A 17,607-nucleotide genomic window follows, 5' to 3' on the forward strand; every position below is an offset into this window, starting at 1 on the left:
TTATAGTGGTCCTACATTCCAGCACTGGGTGGCTCTTTTCTCCGCATTGACTGGCTCAAAACTCCGCAGAAGTAGCTCATTTCAACTGCAATAATCAAGGAAAACCTTAATTGTATAACATGTACTATATTCGACATAAACCGGGTAGTCACAGTGACAGAAACTAAGAGGTGGATTTCTCTGCTAGCCTTAGCTTTCTGATATCTTGCTTAATGACCATTTAGAATATTTTTCATCGTACTCTATAATTACTGCACGCATTTCTTCTCCCTCCGTCACAAAATCATTTAAGTTATGAATATAAGTATCTGCTATCTTACTGATATGAATATATCCAGGAAGCTTCTTGCCAAAGTAACCTATGGATCCATTAACAAATGATTTTGTTATTGCCTTAACCTCAAAAGAAACTACATCACCTATTTGTGGATTTTCGTATCTTTTCATATTATAATCCTGCCTCTTACCAACAGATAAAGCACTCTGAAGAGCTTGATGTATCATAATTCTCCATTCATCTGCAATGATAAGTCTATCATCACCTTTATGTTGCCATCTATACATTTGAGATGCAGGAAAGAAATTCCCAATTAATCCGAGTCTGTATAAATCATTTAAAACAGCATTAAAATTTGTATCCATAATACTGTTTCCAAAGAATTTTGTTACTCTATTCCTTAACTGGTTTACAGAAAATATTGATTTGTAACCTGTTAACACATTTATAATGTCTTCTATTTGTTCTGAAGTATATAAAGCTCTCATTTCTTCCCTAATTTCATTTAAACTATCTATAGAATATTGTTTATGTAAACTAGAAAAAACTGACTGGGAGAAAGACGTGCTATCATTATTTATGCTGTTTTGAGCAGATATGATAAACCTTACTATATCCCTTGGTTTATGCCAGCTGTTATTGAGTACATAATTTGAGGGCTCAATATCATGAATTTTTTCTGGAAACCACTGAGCAATAATTTCTTTATCACTTCTAAGACTTTCATCATCTTCAGACTCACTTATAGCAATTCTTCTTAATAAAATTTGCATTATAGGATGACTGAATGAATTAGTATTGTTATAATTCCATATTAGAGGTATCTCAAAACCAGATGTAACTTTATTCAGTTCTTTAGTTACTATAAACCTGGAAATGGCATTTACAATCTCAGATCTTATAGAACAAATTACTTTTATATTACTCATATTTGATGAAGAAAAAATTGAGTTAAACCTCTTAATTGTAAAAATCAAATCTCTAATTAAATATAAATCTCTCTTAAATACTTGGGCATCTCCGTAATATGCTTCAAGTTCGTCTACAAAGATATGATATGGTATATCTGTCTTTGAAACTTTTGTTAAAGCAACTTCTGCATCATCAACTAGCTTTACAAAACTTGAGTAGTTATTTTGAGGTGAACCATTATTAAGATCCACTTCCATCTCAGGTGCAATTGAAGCGCCTGTAGAATCATTAAAGGGAATAGCTAATTTTACCCTATTAGGTATTACACTTTTCTTTATATTAATTGGTCCTTTAATTTTTGAAACGATTTTTTTAAAACTACTCCATTGTTCATCATCCTCAAATAACCCACCATTAAATTCTTCATTATCCGCAACTATTCTCTTAAAAAATAACCATCTCCAAATATATTCAAATTCTGAATTATTAAGCAGTGTATCTTTATCTATCGTGATAGAGGATAATCCTCTTTTTGAAAATTTATCAAACTCTTCTTTTTTAAGTTCTGCAAACTCTTCCTTAAAGAAAACGAAAGAAGAGCATGCGCTTTCATCTCTCTCTCTAATCAAGTTATCCAAATAGAAAAGTAGTGCTGTTTTACCAGTTCCTTTAAATCCAGATATAAAACAATGATTTCCTGAGAGTAACAAATCAAAATCTATGTTCTGTGGCAATATAAATGTCTTAATAAAATCCGAGAGTCCATCAAAATTTATTTCATCTTTAGCATCAGGTTTTCCAGAGTAAATATTTTTTACAGTTATGCTTTTCATAAAAGTCTCCCCCTTTATAGAGTAATTGATTAAGTACTCTGATAGATTTAAGTGTCTGATGTAAGGAATAACAGATGTAATAAGGACATTGCGTCAGAATCTATGTTTTCAGACTGATTATTTACAGTTCCTTTAATTTAACTATGAACATCAATAAATTAAAAAAGGTATTAATAAGATTTAATGCAGAGATAACGGCAGTACTAAAGTTTTAATTGCATTAACCTTTATTATAAATTGACCTGCACCTCAACAGTCCTCTTCATCCCATCCCAAACCCCAGCAATCAACTCAACCCCACCCTGCTTATCCAAACTCTCATTATTCCGTTCACACCTAGATAAGTGTGTACAGTTAGGACATCCCTCATCACATTCACAAGACTTAAGAATCGACAAAGCCTTATTAAGAATATGGTGAAGTCTTTCAGAGACGGTATCCATGATGCCTGCTCCTCCGCCTCCTGTTTCATACAATACAATGGTCGGAACATTGCCGAATTCATTTAAGTTGGAAGATGATAGTAAAGCAAAATCACTGTTTGAACACTTAACCACGGATGGGATGGCAGATGTTAATGCATGCTCGACTACATGTAATGCAGAGTCGGTTACCTGGTTGTCGGCAAATTGCAGCCAGAGGCCTTCTGTCGTGTATTTAACCAGATACATATTGGTTTCGGTTATTAAATCCGAGATCGAACCGCCATATAAAGGGACTTTTTTGTATCCCCACAACCTTCTGGTGACTTCCAAAGTTCCTTTTCCAAATTCCAGTGACTCATTAATCCTGCTACGTTCAAGTTCCGTTTCAATGTAGATCGAATCTTTGACCTGGGACCTTGTTGTATATTCTGCTTTAATTGGAATCACTAATATTTCGTTGGTTCTCTGTGAAATCCTTAAGACTCTATATGTATGCTGGTTGTATAAAAAGACAGCTCCATAATGGTAATCTCGTAATACAGTCCGCTCATCAACGCCTTCCAGGATTACATCTTTTGTATTGCCTTTTTGAGAAAGGATTGAATAAACTTTGCCGCCTGAGACCAGAGGATTGTACAATAATTCTTTAGTAGTTAACTCCCATGTGCCTTTTTTGATTTCTGCCATATTATCTAGAAAACCAGCAGACTTTCTTGCGGCAGAAACCTTAAAGTACTGATGGACCCCAGATATTTTTCCATTCAATTCATGAGCGGCATACTGAAGGTGTTCCGCTACAATGTTGGGATTGGAGACATCAATTGCTACATGCTCTGCTTGTCTTTCCATGAATTCTACCGGATTACTGGCATAGTATTGTTCCAGCGGATCTTCCTGGAATATCTGAATCACCAAGCCTGGACCTTTTCGGCCAACTCTTCCTGCTTGTTGAAGGAAACTAGCTTTGCTGCCTGCATATCCGACCATTATGCAGATATCTAAGTCTCCTATATCTATCCCCATTTCCAGAGCGGAGGTCGACACAAGGCCGGACAATTCCCCTTTTTTGATTCTGCTCATGATTTCTTGTTTTTTATAAGCATTTATGTGGGCATGGAAGGGTGAAAAGTATTCTTGGGGCATCCCTTCCATGCCCCATTTTTCACGTAACGTCGTCCTGATTGCTTTGTTCAATTCAAAACTAGCTGTCTCCGTCGATTTACGATTGCCATGGAACAGAATTGATTTAGGCAATTTTCCGTATTTGTATGCTAGATGTTTTAGAATTTCTATAGCTTCCGAAATTGGCGCCCTCCTGAGCCGGTTGTCAGTTTGGTTTCCTAACAAGCCTGGGGTCATCAAGAGAATTTCCCTTTGATAAGCAGGGCTGCCATCTTCCTCAATCAATGAGAATCCATTGATTCCTTTCAACCCAGTGATGTCTTCGGCCAATTCTTTTGGGTTTCCTATGGAAGCAGAACAGGTGATGAACTGTACGGATGTTCCTAAAGCTTTGCACAATGATCTAATTCTCCTTAAGAGCATCGACACCTTGGAACCCAGCACCCCGTTATAGGCATGAAGTTCATCGACAACAACATATTTAAGGTTCTTGAAGAAGTTCATGATGGCGGGGCCTTTCTTTTTAAAATGCACCGCCCCTTGAAGGATGTAATGGAGATAATGAACATTTGTCAGCCAGTATCTGGCGTTCTGGTAAGTCAATTCTTTAACAGAATCTGCCTTGCCTCCTTCCAGGATTCCCACGCCAACCTCTTTGTCACCTAACCTGATCGTTTTAAAACCAAAAGAAGTCTCACTTGAAGAAGTTCCATGATCGAACATGTCCAATGATTGCAGTTGATCCCTTGTTAAAGCTTTCAATGGAGAAAGATATAGGGCCGTCGCTTTGTCGTCCTCAATAAACGACTCCAATACCGGGATTGAGTACACCAGGGATTTTCCTGATGCTGTCCCCGTAGTAATCACCACGTTCTCTCCCTTTCTTACCTTATTTACTGCTACAGCTTGATGGGAGTATAGCTGACCTATTCCTTTCTCTTTCAACTTCATAGAAAGTTCGTGAGGTAATGGGTACTCGAGATCCCCAAATGTTGCATCCTTTTCCGGAACCGAGTATTGCTGAAGTTTCGAGCCTTCCCTGTTACTGACCTCTTTGATGTCAGAGATGATTTTACTTAGTGGAATATCGTTAAAAGATAGAGCTTCCATTCGGTTATCCTTAAGAAGCTCCCTCTCATCTTTACTAATCAACAGATCATTAACCAAGGAATCACAAGCAGCACAATAGATACCATCACCTAATTGTCTCTCTGGATGAAGTACCCATTCAGCCATCCTCAACCCATTTGTGGGCTGCTTAATTTCTCTTTTGTAGGGTTCTCCCCTAAGTTGAGTACTGATTTGATAAAAGTTCAACTGTGCCTTTTTAGATGTAAAGCAATCCTGACAAATTAACGGCATTGCACTTCAGCCTCCTCGACCTGGACATCATATGATTCAGCGATTTGACTTAATATAAATCTTCCTCCCACTTTAGATAGGTGTTCATTGTTCTTTCCAGGATATTGAATACAAGAAGGACATCCCCCTGGACATGAACACGTTTTCAGGAGATTAAGGGCAGACTCTATGATTCTATTTAAGTTTTCTCCTATAGCAGTGGTGATCCCCATGCCGCCAGATTCGTTCCCGTAAAATCCAATGACCGGATTTCCGTCAAAATTTGGTAAAGAAAAACCTGAAAAACTAGAGATATCCCTGCTGTCACAAATAATTGTATCAGGAATGACTGAGAGAATAACATGCTCTGCAGCACGCAATGAGCCCTCAAGTTTTTCCTGTGTAGCCTCTTCACCTAGTAAGTCAGACAAGGAACCAATGCTTTCTTTTGAAAGATGAATCCAGCATCCCTCTGAATCAAAATTTGAAGAGATTGGGGTAAGAAGCTGCTCCGTTTCTGCCACCCTAGAGTTGAAATAAGACTTATTATAGGCGAAAACAGATCTCTTAATATTCAACTCTCCGAATTTCAAATTCACATGACCTATAGAGTTAGCTGAGGTTTGTTCACTAATGGAAATGGTATCCCTATAGATTGATTGTGTATAATATTCGATTTCCCCAGCAATTTGTTTCACAAGAATTTCGGCTCTATTACTATTAAAGCTGTCTACCTTGTACCCTTTTTCATTTGCATTCCAATAGACAGCTCCTTCATGAAAGTCACGTAAAGCGGTCCATTCGTCGACATTTTCAATCAGGACTTCCCGATTTTTTGTCGAGACCACTTTATAACTGGTTCCACTACCGGAACGAAGACTGCATCGTTCTGAGAGCTCCTCAGTCGTTACCTCACTTAGATGTGCTAATATAGCTGACTGGTAATCCTCGTGGATATCAAATAAGTTTAAGTCCTCTTTTATTAACTTTCTCCCCAGTTCTTCTTGCAGATATTGAAGATGAAGCTTCAGCAGTTCTCTGTTCCTTGGATCAATCCTTACAACCTCCGGGGGCTTTTCAAGGAATTTATCAGGATTCTGCATATAGTACTGCTGCAGCGGCTCATCTTCAAAAATCATTACGGCTACGCCTTCCCCTTTACGTCCCACTCTTCCAATTTGCTGAGAGAATGCTGCCTTGCTGCCAGGATAACCCGAAAGAATGGCCACACTGAGATCACCAATATCTATTCCTACTTCCAAGGCATTTGTGGCAATAACCATATGGACATCGTTTTTCTTAATGGCATGGATAACTTGTTTTCTTTCTTCAACCGCAAGCATCCCATTATAAAATGCCGAAAGTCTCACGCCGGAGACATCATCTTTCTTCAGCCTTAGTTTTTTTCGAAGTACATCTTTCATGGATCTTGCCGTCACTTTCCCTTGCAGTCTCGATCCCTGGAACATAATGGTCCTGATTAATCGATTTTTTTGTACCAGCACATTCTCAGCGATAGATAGCGCATCCGAGACAGGGGCTTTCCTTTCGCCTGTATCCAATGTTAATCCAGGATTCCAGAAGATTATATTCCGCTTTCTCTTGCTTGAATCATCATTATCCACCAATTGAAATCCATTTCTTCCCGTCAGCAGTTCGCCAAGACGATCAGGCTGGTCAATAGTAGCCGAACACAATATGAATTGAATACTGGTATTTCCAAGATTTTCACAGATCTTCTGTAATCTTTTCATCACCAGTGAAACATGGCTTCCGAAGGCTCCACGATATAGATGCATTTCATCAATGACAATGTACTTTAAATTTTTCAGCAGGGTAATAGTATCCTGAGAAGAACTGTTATTCATCGCCATATTTTTCAAAATAGAGTGATGAATCATATCCGGGTTGGTGAAAAGAATTCTTCCATCTTTCAGAAGTCTTCTTCTGGACCCGAGTTGAGTGTCCCCATCAAACCTTCCGAATGAGAGGTATTTCTCACCCAACTTGATCGAACGCTCGTACCAATCATCCAAGTCTTCATCTTCTGAACCGGTATCTTTAAGTTCTGTCCATCTGTATAACTGTTCCACTTGGTCGTCAGCCAGCGCTTTGGTCGGAAATATGTATAAAGCCCTCGCCGACTCATCCTCCATCAATCCCTGCAGAATCGGAAGGTTATAGGATAAAGTCTTTCCGGATGCTGTATGAGTTACAAGAACAACATCTTTCCCTTTTCTTACTGAATTATATGTATCCGTTTGATGAACATAGAGATCATTGATTCCCATGCGGTTTAAAGCTTCTTTTAAACTTACTGGTAATTCTTCATTCAGGGTTCCAAAAGAAGCTTCCGAATCTGGCATCTGATGGATATAGATATCAGCCCGCTCTTTCTCACTTAATTTTTCCAGAGAATCAATAACTTCATCAGATTTAAACTGGCTTGAGCCTACTCCAGGAATACGTTTATCAATCAAGATAGAACTTTCTTCTGGTGCCAGGACTACAGGATTGCAGCAACCCGGACAATACACACCTTCCTCTTGGGTTCTCATCCATGAATGCTCACTATCAATCTCCTGCCATTCACCCATATCCATAGCTGCCCCAACCTTGTATTCAACTAGTCTATATTCTCCGTCAGGGATAACTTTTCTACTCAGCTGAAGTCCTTTCAGCATAGAACCACAGTCACACTGTAAAAAGGCCATTTATATTCAACCTCCCATTTTAATTGTTCTGATTTTTCTTAATTACCATTATACGACAAAAGTAGTCATATAATGTGAAAATCTGTAAAATACATTCTCAATAAACCAATAAAAAAAGACCACTTTTAAAGTGATCTTAAGAATTATTAACAGATTAACTAACGTTTACAGTTATAAGCGGCTGTTCATTAGATATTATTTTTTATTTGCTAGAAGGATAAACCCGTTGCTAAGTCCCTATTCATGATTATGATGAGGATTATTGATATAGGTATGAGTTATCCTTCCATTATGATTAATGGATCCTTAATTTGTGTCTCCTTCGTAAATACCCCATAACATAAGAAGAAAGAGGATTTACCAAATTTTATAAGGCTGAAGTCCTTCTTAAGTTCGCCAAGTAAATTAGTTCTGGATTAATTTTTAATTATTAAAGATTATATCTACCTTCTTAATAACACCTATAATATCTTGAACAAATTGCTCTTCATTTTTCTTCTCTAATTCAAATAATAAGTTCTCCAAGGTATCCTCAACTTGTGATTTTAATAATTTATGATCTTGATTAAAAAAATTGTGACTGGTATCACTAAGTGAATTAACCTTATAATTTCTTAGACACTTTTTAAACGCCTTATTTATATCAGCCGTTTCTATCACTTTGTGACAGGAATTACAAAGAGTTACAAGATTATCCTTATGGTTGGGACCTCCGAGTCTGCGAGGAATCTTATGATGCACATGTAAATCCTTTTCTGCCTCACAAACAACACACCTCCACTCATCTCGATCCTTTACACTCTTTTTTAAATCCTCCCTAAATGTTTGAGACCAAACATCCAGCAACTTTAATTCACCATTAGTTTCTCTTAGTTTGTCCATAACTTCTTGGTGTGGAAGGATAATACTCTCTATCGTCATATAGATGGGTTCAGCAATGGCATCGTCAAATTCAATATACCTGTTATCCTCTTCTTCATCAATATCATAGGAAAAGATGATTTCAGATAGGTCACAAGTAAAGCCCATTATGAGGTCCTTGTTCTTACCACTTAACTTTTCTTGAATCAAAAGAGACTTATTATAAATGTCGGTTATTGATAAGGATCTCCAGTTTGTTATACGCTCTTTAATGATTTGAGGTATATGTTCTCTCCATACTTCTTTTAAGGACGAATCAGCTTCATTGTAGTCTGAACCGACTGCACCCTGTATGTATTTTTCTATAATTTTTAATGGATCCTGATGCTCAAGATCTATTATATCCCTATTCTCTCCTAATTTGCTCTCTCTGATATCTAGAATAGCTTCAAGTTCATCATGAATGGAGATTAGTTCTTCAATATGAAACTCTAATAGTTCATTAAAAGAGTAATCATTTAAATTCATATTGTTGTCGGGTAGTATATAAAGATCCATCTCACCACTCAGTTCTAAAATTCTATCAAGAAAATATTCTCTTTCTCTTTTTTCACCTGATTTTGCAACCACTTACCACACCTTTGAATTCTATTTATACTAATTTTACTTGGCTCATAAATTCGTTATCATTAAATTGGGAAGTGTCATTTTACATAGCTCCAATACTATATGATTAATAGATAGAACATCCTTAGAAATTTTTAATATATCAAATCCGCACTCCTCTCCACCGGGTTTCATCTTATTACAATGTTGATCTCACATTTCATTAATTGCTAAATTGCAAGTAGCTGTAAAGAATTCACATTCTATTTAGTAGCCCTTAGATATAGCAGTGACTTATAAACATTAAACATTTGCAATATCAATCAACCTTTCATAAATCTCCTTCCAAGAGCCATCCAAATCCACTGTCATCACTTCTAGACATACATTCTCACTCCATTGGTAACTCTCTTTTACATCTGTTCCATTCGCAGGATAGATCAGCAGCCCCCTAAGCTGAAGCTCCCTATCCTGGTGCATTAAATAGGTGAATAGTTGATACATATTGTGGCTGTGAAAGGTTGCTTTGCCAAAATTCTCTTGGAATGCATTTTTATAAAACTTTGCATCTATAATGATTTTTTTCTGTTCTTCTTTGTGAGTAAGGGATACATCTGTCTTCATCTGAGGCAGGTATGATTTGTTCCCTTCCAGCCCCCACTGTAATATCTCGGAGGAAACACGATAATCCTTCTGTTCAATTCGGTAAAAATGAAACAGAAACTTTTCGAAAATAGCATTCAACGATCTTTCATCAAGTTCTGCTGAGAATAAACTCCACTTTCCTTGTCTGTGAGACAGTAGCCTCAACTCAAATAATAAGGTTGCCAGATGTATCATCCGTTTGTAATGCTCGTTATGTCTTTTGAATATCAATTGGGAAAAGATCCTTTTAGTAAGAGAGAGATCCCTTACCTCGTGAAGGAGCTCCAATTTCAAAAAACTTTTCTTGCGTGTCTCTGTTTTTAAATACTGGTTCATACAGATGGACTGCAATGTGAATTTCATAATTTGATTTGGCAGGATATCGAGCGAGTATTCATCTTTCTCGCACACAAGCATCGGTTTTTTTCCTGCGAGATAAGGAATGGACTCATTAATCAGCATACGGCCGGACAATCTGTTCGTCACTTCTTGCTTTTCAACATAATCCCTCACCAGTCCACGATGCTGAAGCCAATCCACTTCTCTAAGAAATTGGTCCACGATAAAATCATATGTAATCAAATCTTCATCAACATCACTCAGGCTCTCAATCAACTCTGGCATGTCGTTGATATAGCTGAGGAGACAAAAAAGGTTACGGATCGGGACTTTAAACACCTGTTCCATATCAAGACCCTTCTAATAGAGAAACAACCATGTCCGGACGATCGAAAAAGTATTCTTCCAGTAGCGGCTGAATTTCGAACATAAGAATTCCTTGGTACCAGGCATGCTCATCCATGTCCTCAGGTTTCCCAGTGAAGAACGAATGGCCAATGGCATATCCTTCACCTAGCTGAAAATCTTTCTCAATTTCTTTATTAATACCTGAGACAATGTCAGTGATCTTTTGCAGCATTTCTGCTGACACACCTGTTTCTTGAACAGCTCTGTACCACTTTTCACCAAAGGCTGGATTAAGGGTGATAAAAGCAAACCGCCTACGCAGAGCGACCTCAAGTTGAGCCAGTGATCGGTCTGCCGTATTCATAGTCCCGATGAGATACACATTGCTTGGTACGGTAAATTTTTTCTTAGAGTAACCCATTGTGACATACTCTTCCCGCTTGTCCCTTTCAATCAGCATGAATAGTTCACCAAATACCTTTGACAGGTTTCCTCGGTTAATTTCATCAATGATAAAGTAATAGTCTTCTCCAGGGTTTTCTATCGCACGCTGGCAGAAGTCATAAAAAATACCGTATTGAAGAGAAAACCCATTCTTATCTGGTCTAAACCCCATCACGAAATCTTCATAAGCATAGTTCTGATGAAATTGAACCATTTCGATTCTTGTAGAATCTTTCACACCCATTAAGGAGTATGCCAATCGTTTAGACACAAAGGTCTTCCCTACACCAGGAGGTCCTTGCAGGATAATATTTTTCTTATAACGAAGCAGGCTGGTCATTGTATTATACTGGTCTTCCTCCATGAATACCTCTTTAAGGAAATCCTCTTTGTAATAGCTTTCAAAGTCTGCTTCTGAATACGTATTACCAATCGCTTCCTTCAAATTAGATTTCAACCTCCAGATGAAATGGTTATTCTCTTCATACTCACCGTTGAACAGAACACACCAATAGCAGTCTGTCCCGTCATCTCTTACTGGCACATTTATTCCCGTTGCTTCTATTACGCGCTTCGCCAGTTGAACTACCGGAGTATTAAACGATGAATGGTGTTTACCAAGCTCAACTGCAAGCTGAGAGGCGGTAGCCTCCCCACCTAACTCGTACATTTTATGAAGGTAGACAAAATCGCCCTCAGTAAAAACTTCATTATTGTTCAAAAGCTCTAACCATTTTTCTGAACTTATATTGTCTTGTGAATTTTCATTAGGGGCAGTATTCCCACTAGTATCATTCGTTTCTTGAAATGCATCTATGACGTTTACCATTTTCCAGTGTAAATCTTCATAAGTAAAAGAAGAGACATCACTTGTTTCTTCGATATCCCGCTCTCCTCTTCTTGGATGTTCTGAGCCATAGAGCATTCCATATCTAAGTCCACTGTCCTCTACAGCCACAAACAATTGAGGGGCATTTTTATGATTCATATGATTCTTTTCGTAAACTGCCAGCCAGCAAGTTGAACCACCAAAATTCTGATTCCAGTTGAAGCCATTCAGGACTCTATCTTCAAACAAATCAAATTCCTTTAGCTCTTCCATTTTACGAAGCGCCTCATGAATCTTTCTTTGTTCTTCCAGAACTTTCGCTTTCTTATCCGTATAGTAAAGCTGAAATAAGATCGAGAAGTTGTTCCAGGAGTTTAAGATGTTTGTTTCATACTTAACTCTTACTTCTTCCTTGATTTCTTCCAGTTCATAAACTGTCAAAGACCCATTTTCGATAATCCTGTCTACTACTCTGGACTTGATTAAATTAACCTTCTCGGAATTCTTATACTGATTTTTCAGAATTTGAAGACGAGCAGCATCAAGCTGAGAAAGGCTGTCCAGCATCATTTGTGGATCTAACTTGTATGTATGCAGCTCTGTCGCAATACTATATAGATAGTCAACCGCACTTTCCACTTTGATTTCATCATATGTAGTGCTGCAGTAAAAGAAATCCTGAATATCGAGCATCGTCAACCCTTCATAGTCCTTATCCAAATTAAAAAGAGCAATCTCACACAGCTCTAAATAAGTTTGATAATTAGAGCCTACACTGGAAAGCTTTAGGTTAATACCATAAGACCTCTTCACATCCATAAAAACTTCCTGCTTATAAATTGGATACTTCTTATAATCGAAAGCTGCTAATATATAGCCAAATAAAGGTGCTCCTAAGGAAATTTTAGAATTAAAGGCCTTGGCTTTTTCACGGAAAGCTTCGATCTTCTCATCTATTGAGTCGGTAGAATAGATCAACTCATTCAATAGGGTAGCAGCCACCTGCGGTTCCGTCTCTGCAAACTTCAGCAAATCATCAATATTACTCCAATACACAAAGCTGCCAGACGTCGGATTTTCCTTCTGCAGCTTTTTTACTATATCCAGGACCGTAATCTCATTAATATCCTGCTTGCTCATGAATTCATTCAAGCGGGAAAGGATTTCTTCTTTATAGGACTCATCGTAATTAGAGCTTTTCTTAAACTTCAAGTAACGTTTGAACGACAGATCTATATATGAATCTTTTAAAAGATACTTTTCCAATTCTTGTGTAGACATCATATACACCTCATAAACTATTTTTGTCACCCTATAATTATAAAAGCTGCCAGTAAAATTGAGAGACATACTTATAGCCTAGCATAATTCCCACTAATCCGACTAAACAAATGTAAAACTCCACTAACTTTGTTAAAATATAGTATATATTACTAGAAAGACGTGATTTCATGCTAAAAACACTAATGTCGAAATTATTTGCTCCCCAAAAGAAAGAAGCGCCTATAGAAAATAATCCAGAAGTCGAGGTCAAAAAGCAGCAAGTGGTCATCTATGAGTCCGACCCCAACCGGTTAATGGAAATAACAAAGTCTCCTTTTCCTGGAGGTAGCGATCAAGGGTATGTATATTTCTTACAAGAAAGCCTAAATGGAACCTTTAAGATTGGCAAGACCGCTTCCATTGATAAGGATATGAAAATCTTCAAAGAAGAACTTCCATTCAAGACTCAATTGGTACACCTCATAAAGTCGGGAGAATCTTCAGGGACAGAAGCCTCTTTCCATAACTACTTCTCTCCACAGCACTTAGAGAACGGATGGTATGACTTAAGTCGAAACCAGGTAGCATGGATCAAAGAGGAAAACTATACCGAGCAAATCAGGGAAACGATAGGCATCGCAGAAGACAAAAGTGAAAAACCCCTGACTCAAAAACAAATCGATTATGCCAAAACCCTTGTGAAGCGATTGGAAAAAGACTATGTAATGACAGCCGATTATTCGGCACTGACAACCAAAGATTTAAACAGATTGCTGGTGTATTTCCGTTACAAAAATGAACGGGCACTACTAAATCTTGTTAAAAAAGGCGTTCTCTCTCCGAAACAACAAGTACATTCATAATCACGCCGGCATGCTGGTAAACCTAAAATCAAAATAGTTAAAACCCCAGAAGCCGCTCTTCTGGGGTTTTAACTTATAGACTGTCTAAGATTATTGTTCAAGTTTTTTCCACTTCCAGTAGTTATAGAGAAATTGTATTCCGTCAAGAGCCAAGAAGAAAACAGCCAAGATAATAATTTGTGTAAGGTCTAATTCTGCCAAATAAGAAATACCGATAATTAAAATAACGAGTATGGGAATGGACCACAAAGTTCGTATCATTTTTCTTCTGTAACTTAACTTATAATAGGAGAATACTACACCTTTATCTTTCTTTTCTTTGTTTTTATATACTAGAGCTAAAATTACTGTAGCGATCAGGCCTCCAATTAAACTAGGTATCATTATATTTAGTAGATTCTCAATAGCGATTTCATCTCCTTTCTTTCCAATGATGGTTTAGGCTTAGCCAGGTGTTTTTACTGGTTGTTACATTCTCTTCCCACTAACCTGCAATATCATTATTTTGTCAACTGCTTTTATCAGATGACACCTTTCGCTTCTTCCGTTCATTCGCAATTTCTTGAAAATAGTTCGTGAATTCCGATTCTCCTGAATAAGACAAGCAAAGATATTCCTTCGCGCGCGTCATTCCAATGTAAAGCAGAGATGTTTCTCTCTCAACATCATCTTCCAGAGCAAAAGGCATATTATCCAGGTTGACGATGAAAACGGCCTGAAAATCAAGTCCCTTGCTGCTATCGATCGTGCTGATTTTCACACGCTCATCATCTTTCTCAAATTTCCGCTTCGATTCACTGTTTTCTGTGATCCAGAAGTAGTCAATTCCTTCCGCTTTCAAAGCATCTTTTAATACATCCACATAGCTCATTTTGTATGTCTTTTTCACTCGATATAGAATTAACATCTAAGAAAGAGGAACCTTTTTCTGCTCATGAAGTTTCTTAATTTGCTTGGCGACGATCTTGGCTTCTGTAAAGAATGAATCTGCCTTAAGAATTGCTGGGTCCACTCCCTTACGCCTAGTACTTTGAGGGGCAATAATCTCGCCTTCAAAGTCCTTCGCCACAACCTTGCTTTTCAAAGAAGAATGAGATTGATAAAAGTCCCATGCAAATTTCACAATTTGAGCGGTGTTACGGTAGTTGATATTCAGTACCTTGGAACGGCCCCTGAAGTTCAAGCCTGTATCCTGCACGTAGCTTCTTTTTCGTTTATAAATCGACTGTGCACGGTCTTCTACCAGCAGAAGAGATTTCGTCTCAGGGTTTAACAATGAACTTACAAGTTCAAACCATTCTGACTCAAAATCCTGTCCCTCATCAATTAGAATTGCATCATATGTAGGTAGTATAGCTTCGCCGTTTTTCAACTTTAACAGAACAGCCGGAATTCTACTTTCTGATATCTTCAAGTCATTTTTCAGCCAAGAATGAAAGTTTCTTACCGTAATGTTATGTGGAATTGCTGCTGGAAGTTCGTCTGTATTGGTATAATCAAAGTCAAAAAGATTGTCAGGTTCGTGCATCATATGGTGAATCATCTGCTCGATATTACGAGCTAACGAAATGTTATAACAAAGAATTAGTATCTTCCAATCAGGATGATCTTTCGTCAGCATCTTTGCCCGGCTGCCTAGGATAAGTGTCTTCCCACTGCCGGCCACTCCCCGGATTAAACGGTTTTTGTCACCGATCTGCTTAGCCAGATTTTCTTGATGTAAGTCCATCGCCTTAATATCGTGTAGTGAAAGCAGCAACTGATCCTGATAAGGCACCGGCCTTTTAAACTCTGCACTGATCCGCACCTCTGGAAACAAATGATAGCGGATAGAATCCATCTCTTCTTTCGTCAGTGGTTCTCTTAATCGATAAGGAACAATAAACATGTTGGCAATCTTCTCATACAGATTCTCTTCTGAAAATGCTTCTTTATCTGGATCCATTTCATCTCTTGTCAGACTAAGAGAAGGTTCAATCACACTATATAAATCGTTCTCGATAAAATCTCTTTGAGACAACCTCGTAAAAACAGTGCCGAATCCATAAGGAAACTTCAATTGAAATTGATACTTGCCATCCAATTGAACAAGATTTTTATCCTTTTTCAATGCATCAACAATATGAAACACATTATCTCTGGCCTGTTTCAACGGGCTCTTCACCTTGGTCTGTTGCCCAGAAGTTGTCACCAATGTCCACTCATCTTGGTTCAATTGAAACAAAGTATTCTTGGTATAATCTTTCACTTCCAGAACCAGTAAACCAAGGTCAGGACCAATAATAACAAAATCAGGTCTTCGTCCATGGATATCCGGTTCAAAATAAACAATATAATCATCAGGTAAATACGTCTTTAATGTTCTGAAAAGCAGCCGCTCCCCTGCCGTTGCCGAAGACCGAATAATCTCTGGAATTGTATAAGCCACAACTAACACTCCAAATTATGAGGTTTTCTTTTATTATACTACAAAAGAACTCCTATTTTTACATAAAATGGGTAGATTGGGATTTTACTTGGTGAGCGTTCTCTTCCCTTTACACCATAAGAACGGTTATAAAATCTTCTTGTGCTACTGATTATCATAACTTTTTGACGGTATTGATCTCACTGAGAAAAAATATTTTATTAAATAACCATTTTTATCCTTTTTATTGCCTATAGACAGTTTAACCTTCTTGGATCCACTTGAATAATAGAGCTAAAAGGATGATAATGAGATGGACGAAATAGAAAAAGAATATGTAAAGCAAATAGGAAAACACATACGCGGCCACCGGCAAAGACTGAACTTGACCATTGCCGAACTGGCTGAACCTTCAGGATTAGACCCCACCCACCTGGGTAAAATCGAAAGAGGCAAAACTCATCCTGGAATGGTAACCGTCGCCAAAATTGCGACTGGACTGAAGCTGCCAGATCCCCACCTTTTATTCATGGAATCCAAAGAGAAATACTACCCGATTCCGATAAAGCTCTTATATTAATCTTACAAAATTTTGGGGAAACCCTCCTCCCCAAAATTACTCCCTTAAGGAAAGGCTCAATGAAAAAAGAACTTTGGTACATTCAGGACCAAGAAGTCTTCATCTATACCTTGATTGGCTTTCAAGAGCCTGGTGGATATGGGGAAGTACATATCAAGAGTAAAACAGAAACGATCCATATATTCAGGGGATACGAGAGAAGAAAAGTCTTGAAGGAAGTCAGGAGAGAATTGAACACCCTGCTTAGAATTCAGACAACGGAAAGAAATTAATTTTTTGGCAATGTGACAGTCCAATCGTCTGGTAGCAATATAGATTTGAATAGAATCAAAAAAAGGAAGAAAACTTCTGCCTTTTTGTTATGTTATGTAGTACCCAGGATGGTTAATGCTCACTATTTAATAAAAGTCACTTCTAGAGATGAACGCTCTACCTTGAAGTATAGGTGATAACCCTTTTCCTCTTTTGTAAATATCGGTACATGATAATCATAAACAGAATCAAGAAAAGCTTTTAAATCAGCAACATACCTTGAAATTACCCATTCCTCATTGCTGTGTATAAAATCTTCTGCTTCCTCTAGGGGGGAAAAATTAAGATCTGCATCTAATTGCTCACTGGTGACTACATTGAAACATTTAACGAAAAACATCATAAGACCTCCAAGATAGTAACTTCGACATCATAGAGGGTGTTTTCCTTTATTTATTACACAGAATTCACTAGGAAGTATTATGTTTCGGTCATTTCGTAACTATAAAACGTTAGTACTTTAACAAAAAATCATGCTCTATTTTA

10 protein-coding genes and 1 pseudogene are annotated in these 17,607 nt (G+C 37.7%); 3 read left to right on the top strand and 8 right to left on the bottom strand.

Features of this window, described 5'->3' with window-relative positions; genetic code table 11:
- Window positions 1–189 precede the first annotated feature (189 nt).
- From FZC78_RS02730 to FZC78_RS02755, 6 genes are all read right to left on the bottom strand, one after another.
- Window positions 190–2,022 carry a P-loop ATPase, Sll1717 family gene (locus FZC78_RS02730; RefSeq protein WP_148938150.1) on the bottom strand — a complete coding sequence of 611 codons (1,833 nt, stop codon included), beginning with the start codon at window positions 2,020–2,022 and terminating at the stop codon, window positions 190–192.
- 230 nt (window positions 2,023–2,252) lie between these two features.
- Window positions 2,253–4,931, bottom strand: coding sequence for a DEAD/DEAH box helicase (locus tag FZC78_RS02735; RefSeq protein ID WP_148938151.1), 2,679 nt, complete (start codon window positions 4,929–4,931; stop codon window positions 2,253–2,255).
- Complete coding sequence (locus FZC78_RS02740) at window positions 4,922–7,624, bottom strand: DEAD/DEAH box helicase (RefSeq protein WP_148938152.1); 2,703 nt, start codon at window positions 7,622–7,624, stop codon at window positions 4,922–4,924. The genes FZC78_RS02735 and FZC78_RS02740 overlap by 10 nt, the downstream gene beginning before the upstream one ends.
- A 423-nt stretch (window positions 7,625–8,047) precedes the next feature.
- Complete coding sequence (locus tag FZC78_RS02745) at window positions 8,048–9,115, bottom strand: HNH endonuclease (protein WP_148938153.1); 1,068 nt, start codon at window positions 9,113–9,115, stop codon at window positions 8,048–8,050.
- A 279-nt stretch (window positions 9,116–9,394) separates the two neighbouring features.
- Complete coding sequence (locus FZC78_RS02750) at window positions 9,395–10,423, bottom strand: 5-methylcytosine restriction system specificity protein McrC (RefSeq protein ID WP_148938154.1); 1,029 nt, start codon at window positions 10,421–10,423, stop codon at window positions 9,395–9,397.
- Between the two features lies 1 nt (window position 10,424).
- On the bottom strand, window positions 10,425–12,980 hold the full coding sequence (locus tag FZC78_RS02755; RefSeq protein ID WP_187444773.1) for an AAA family ATPase: 2,556 nt from the start codon (window positions 12,978–12,980) through the stop codon (window positions 10,425–10,427).
- 167 nt (window positions 12,981–13,147) lie between these two features.
- Between FZC78_RS02755 and FZC78_RS02760 the strand changes: the two genes are divergently transcribed.
- The gene (locus FZC78_RS02760; RefSeq protein WP_148938156.1) at window positions 13,148–13,822 is read left to right on the top strand and encodes a GIY-YIG nuclease family protein; all 675 of its coding nucleotides are present in this window, start codon (window positions 13,148–13,150) and stop codon (window positions 13,820–13,822) included.
- Window positions 13,823–14,330: 508 nt separating this feature from the next.
- Here the strand turns inward: FZC78_RS02760 and FZC78_RS02765 are convergent.
- Window positions 14,331–16,250: pseudogene (locus FZC78_RS02765) on the bottom strand (3'-5' exonuclease).
- Between the two features lie 292 nt (window positions 16,251–16,542).
- Between FZC78_RS02765 and FZC78_RS02770 the strand changes: the two are divergent.
- Window positions 16,543–16,809 (top strand): helix-turn-helix domain-containing protein, encoded by a 267-nt coding sequence (locus tag FZC78_RS02770; protein WP_148938157.1) that lies wholly within the window; start codon window positions 16,543–16,545, stop codon window positions 16,807–16,809.
- A 59-nt stretch (window positions 16,810–16,868) separates the two neighbouring features.
- On the top strand, window positions 16,869–17,081 hold the full coding sequence (locus FZC78_RS02775) for a hypothetical protein (protein ID WP_148938158.1): 213 nt from the start codon (window positions 16,869–16,871) through the stop codon (window positions 17,079–17,081).
- A 122-nt stretch (window positions 17,082–17,203) separates the two neighbouring features.
- On the opposite strand, the gene FZC78_RS02780 is transcribed toward FZC78_RS02775, so the two are convergent.
- On the bottom strand, window positions 17,204–17,464 hold the full coding sequence (locus FZC78_RS02780; protein WP_148938159.1) for a hypothetical protein: 261 nt from the start codon (window positions 17,462–17,464) through the stop codon (window positions 17,204–17,206).
- Window positions 17,465–17,607: the final 143 nt, after the last annotated feature.

The organism is Rossellomorea vietnamensis (genome assembly GCF_008180415.1).
Classification (GTDB): domain Bacteria; phylum Bacillota; class Bacilli; order Bacillales; family Bacillaceae_B; genus Rossellomorea; species Rossellomorea vietnamensis_C.

What these genes read in the sequence shown, in the direction of transcription:
- FZC78_RS02750 (WP_148938154.1), bottom strand. Translation starts at nt 10,423, where the DNA reads ATGGAACAGGTGTTTAAAGTCCCGATCCGTAACCTTTTTTGTCTCCTC.
- FZC78_RS02735 (WP_148938151.1), bottom strand. Translation starts at nt 4,931, where the DNA reads ATGCCGTTAATTTGTCAGGATTGCTTTACATCTAAAAAGGCACAGTTG.
- FZC78_RS02740 (WP_148938152.1), bottom strand. Translation starts at nt 7,624, where the DNA reads ATGGCCTTTTTACAGTGTGACTGTGGTTCTATGCTGAAAGGACTTCAG.
- FZC78_RS02775 (WP_148938158.1), top strand. Translation starts at nt 16,869, where the DNA reads ATGAAAAAAGAACTTTGGTACATTCAGGACCAAGAAGTCTTCATCTAT.
- FZC78_RS02755 (WP_187444773.1), bottom strand. Translation starts at nt 12,980, where the DNA reads ATGATGTCTACACAAGAATTGGAAAAGTATCTTTTAAAAGATTCATAT.
- FZC78_RS02780 (WP_148938159.1), bottom strand. Translation starts at nt 17,464, where the DNA reads ATGATGTTTTTCGTTAAATGTTTCAATGTAGTCACCAGTGAGCAATTA.
- FZC78_RS02770 (WP_148938157.1), top strand. Translation starts at nt 16,543, where the DNA reads ATGGACGAAATAGAAAAAGAATATGTAAAGCAAATAGGAAAACACATA.
- FZC78_RS02730 (WP_148938150.1), bottom strand. Translation starts at nt 2,022, where the DNA reads ATGAAAAGCATAACTGTAAAAAATATTTACTCTGGAAAACCTGATGCT.
- FZC78_RS02760 (WP_148938156.1), top strand. Translation starts at nt 13,148, where the DNA reads ATGCTAAAAACACTAATGTCGAAATTATTTGCTCCCCAAAAGAAAGAA.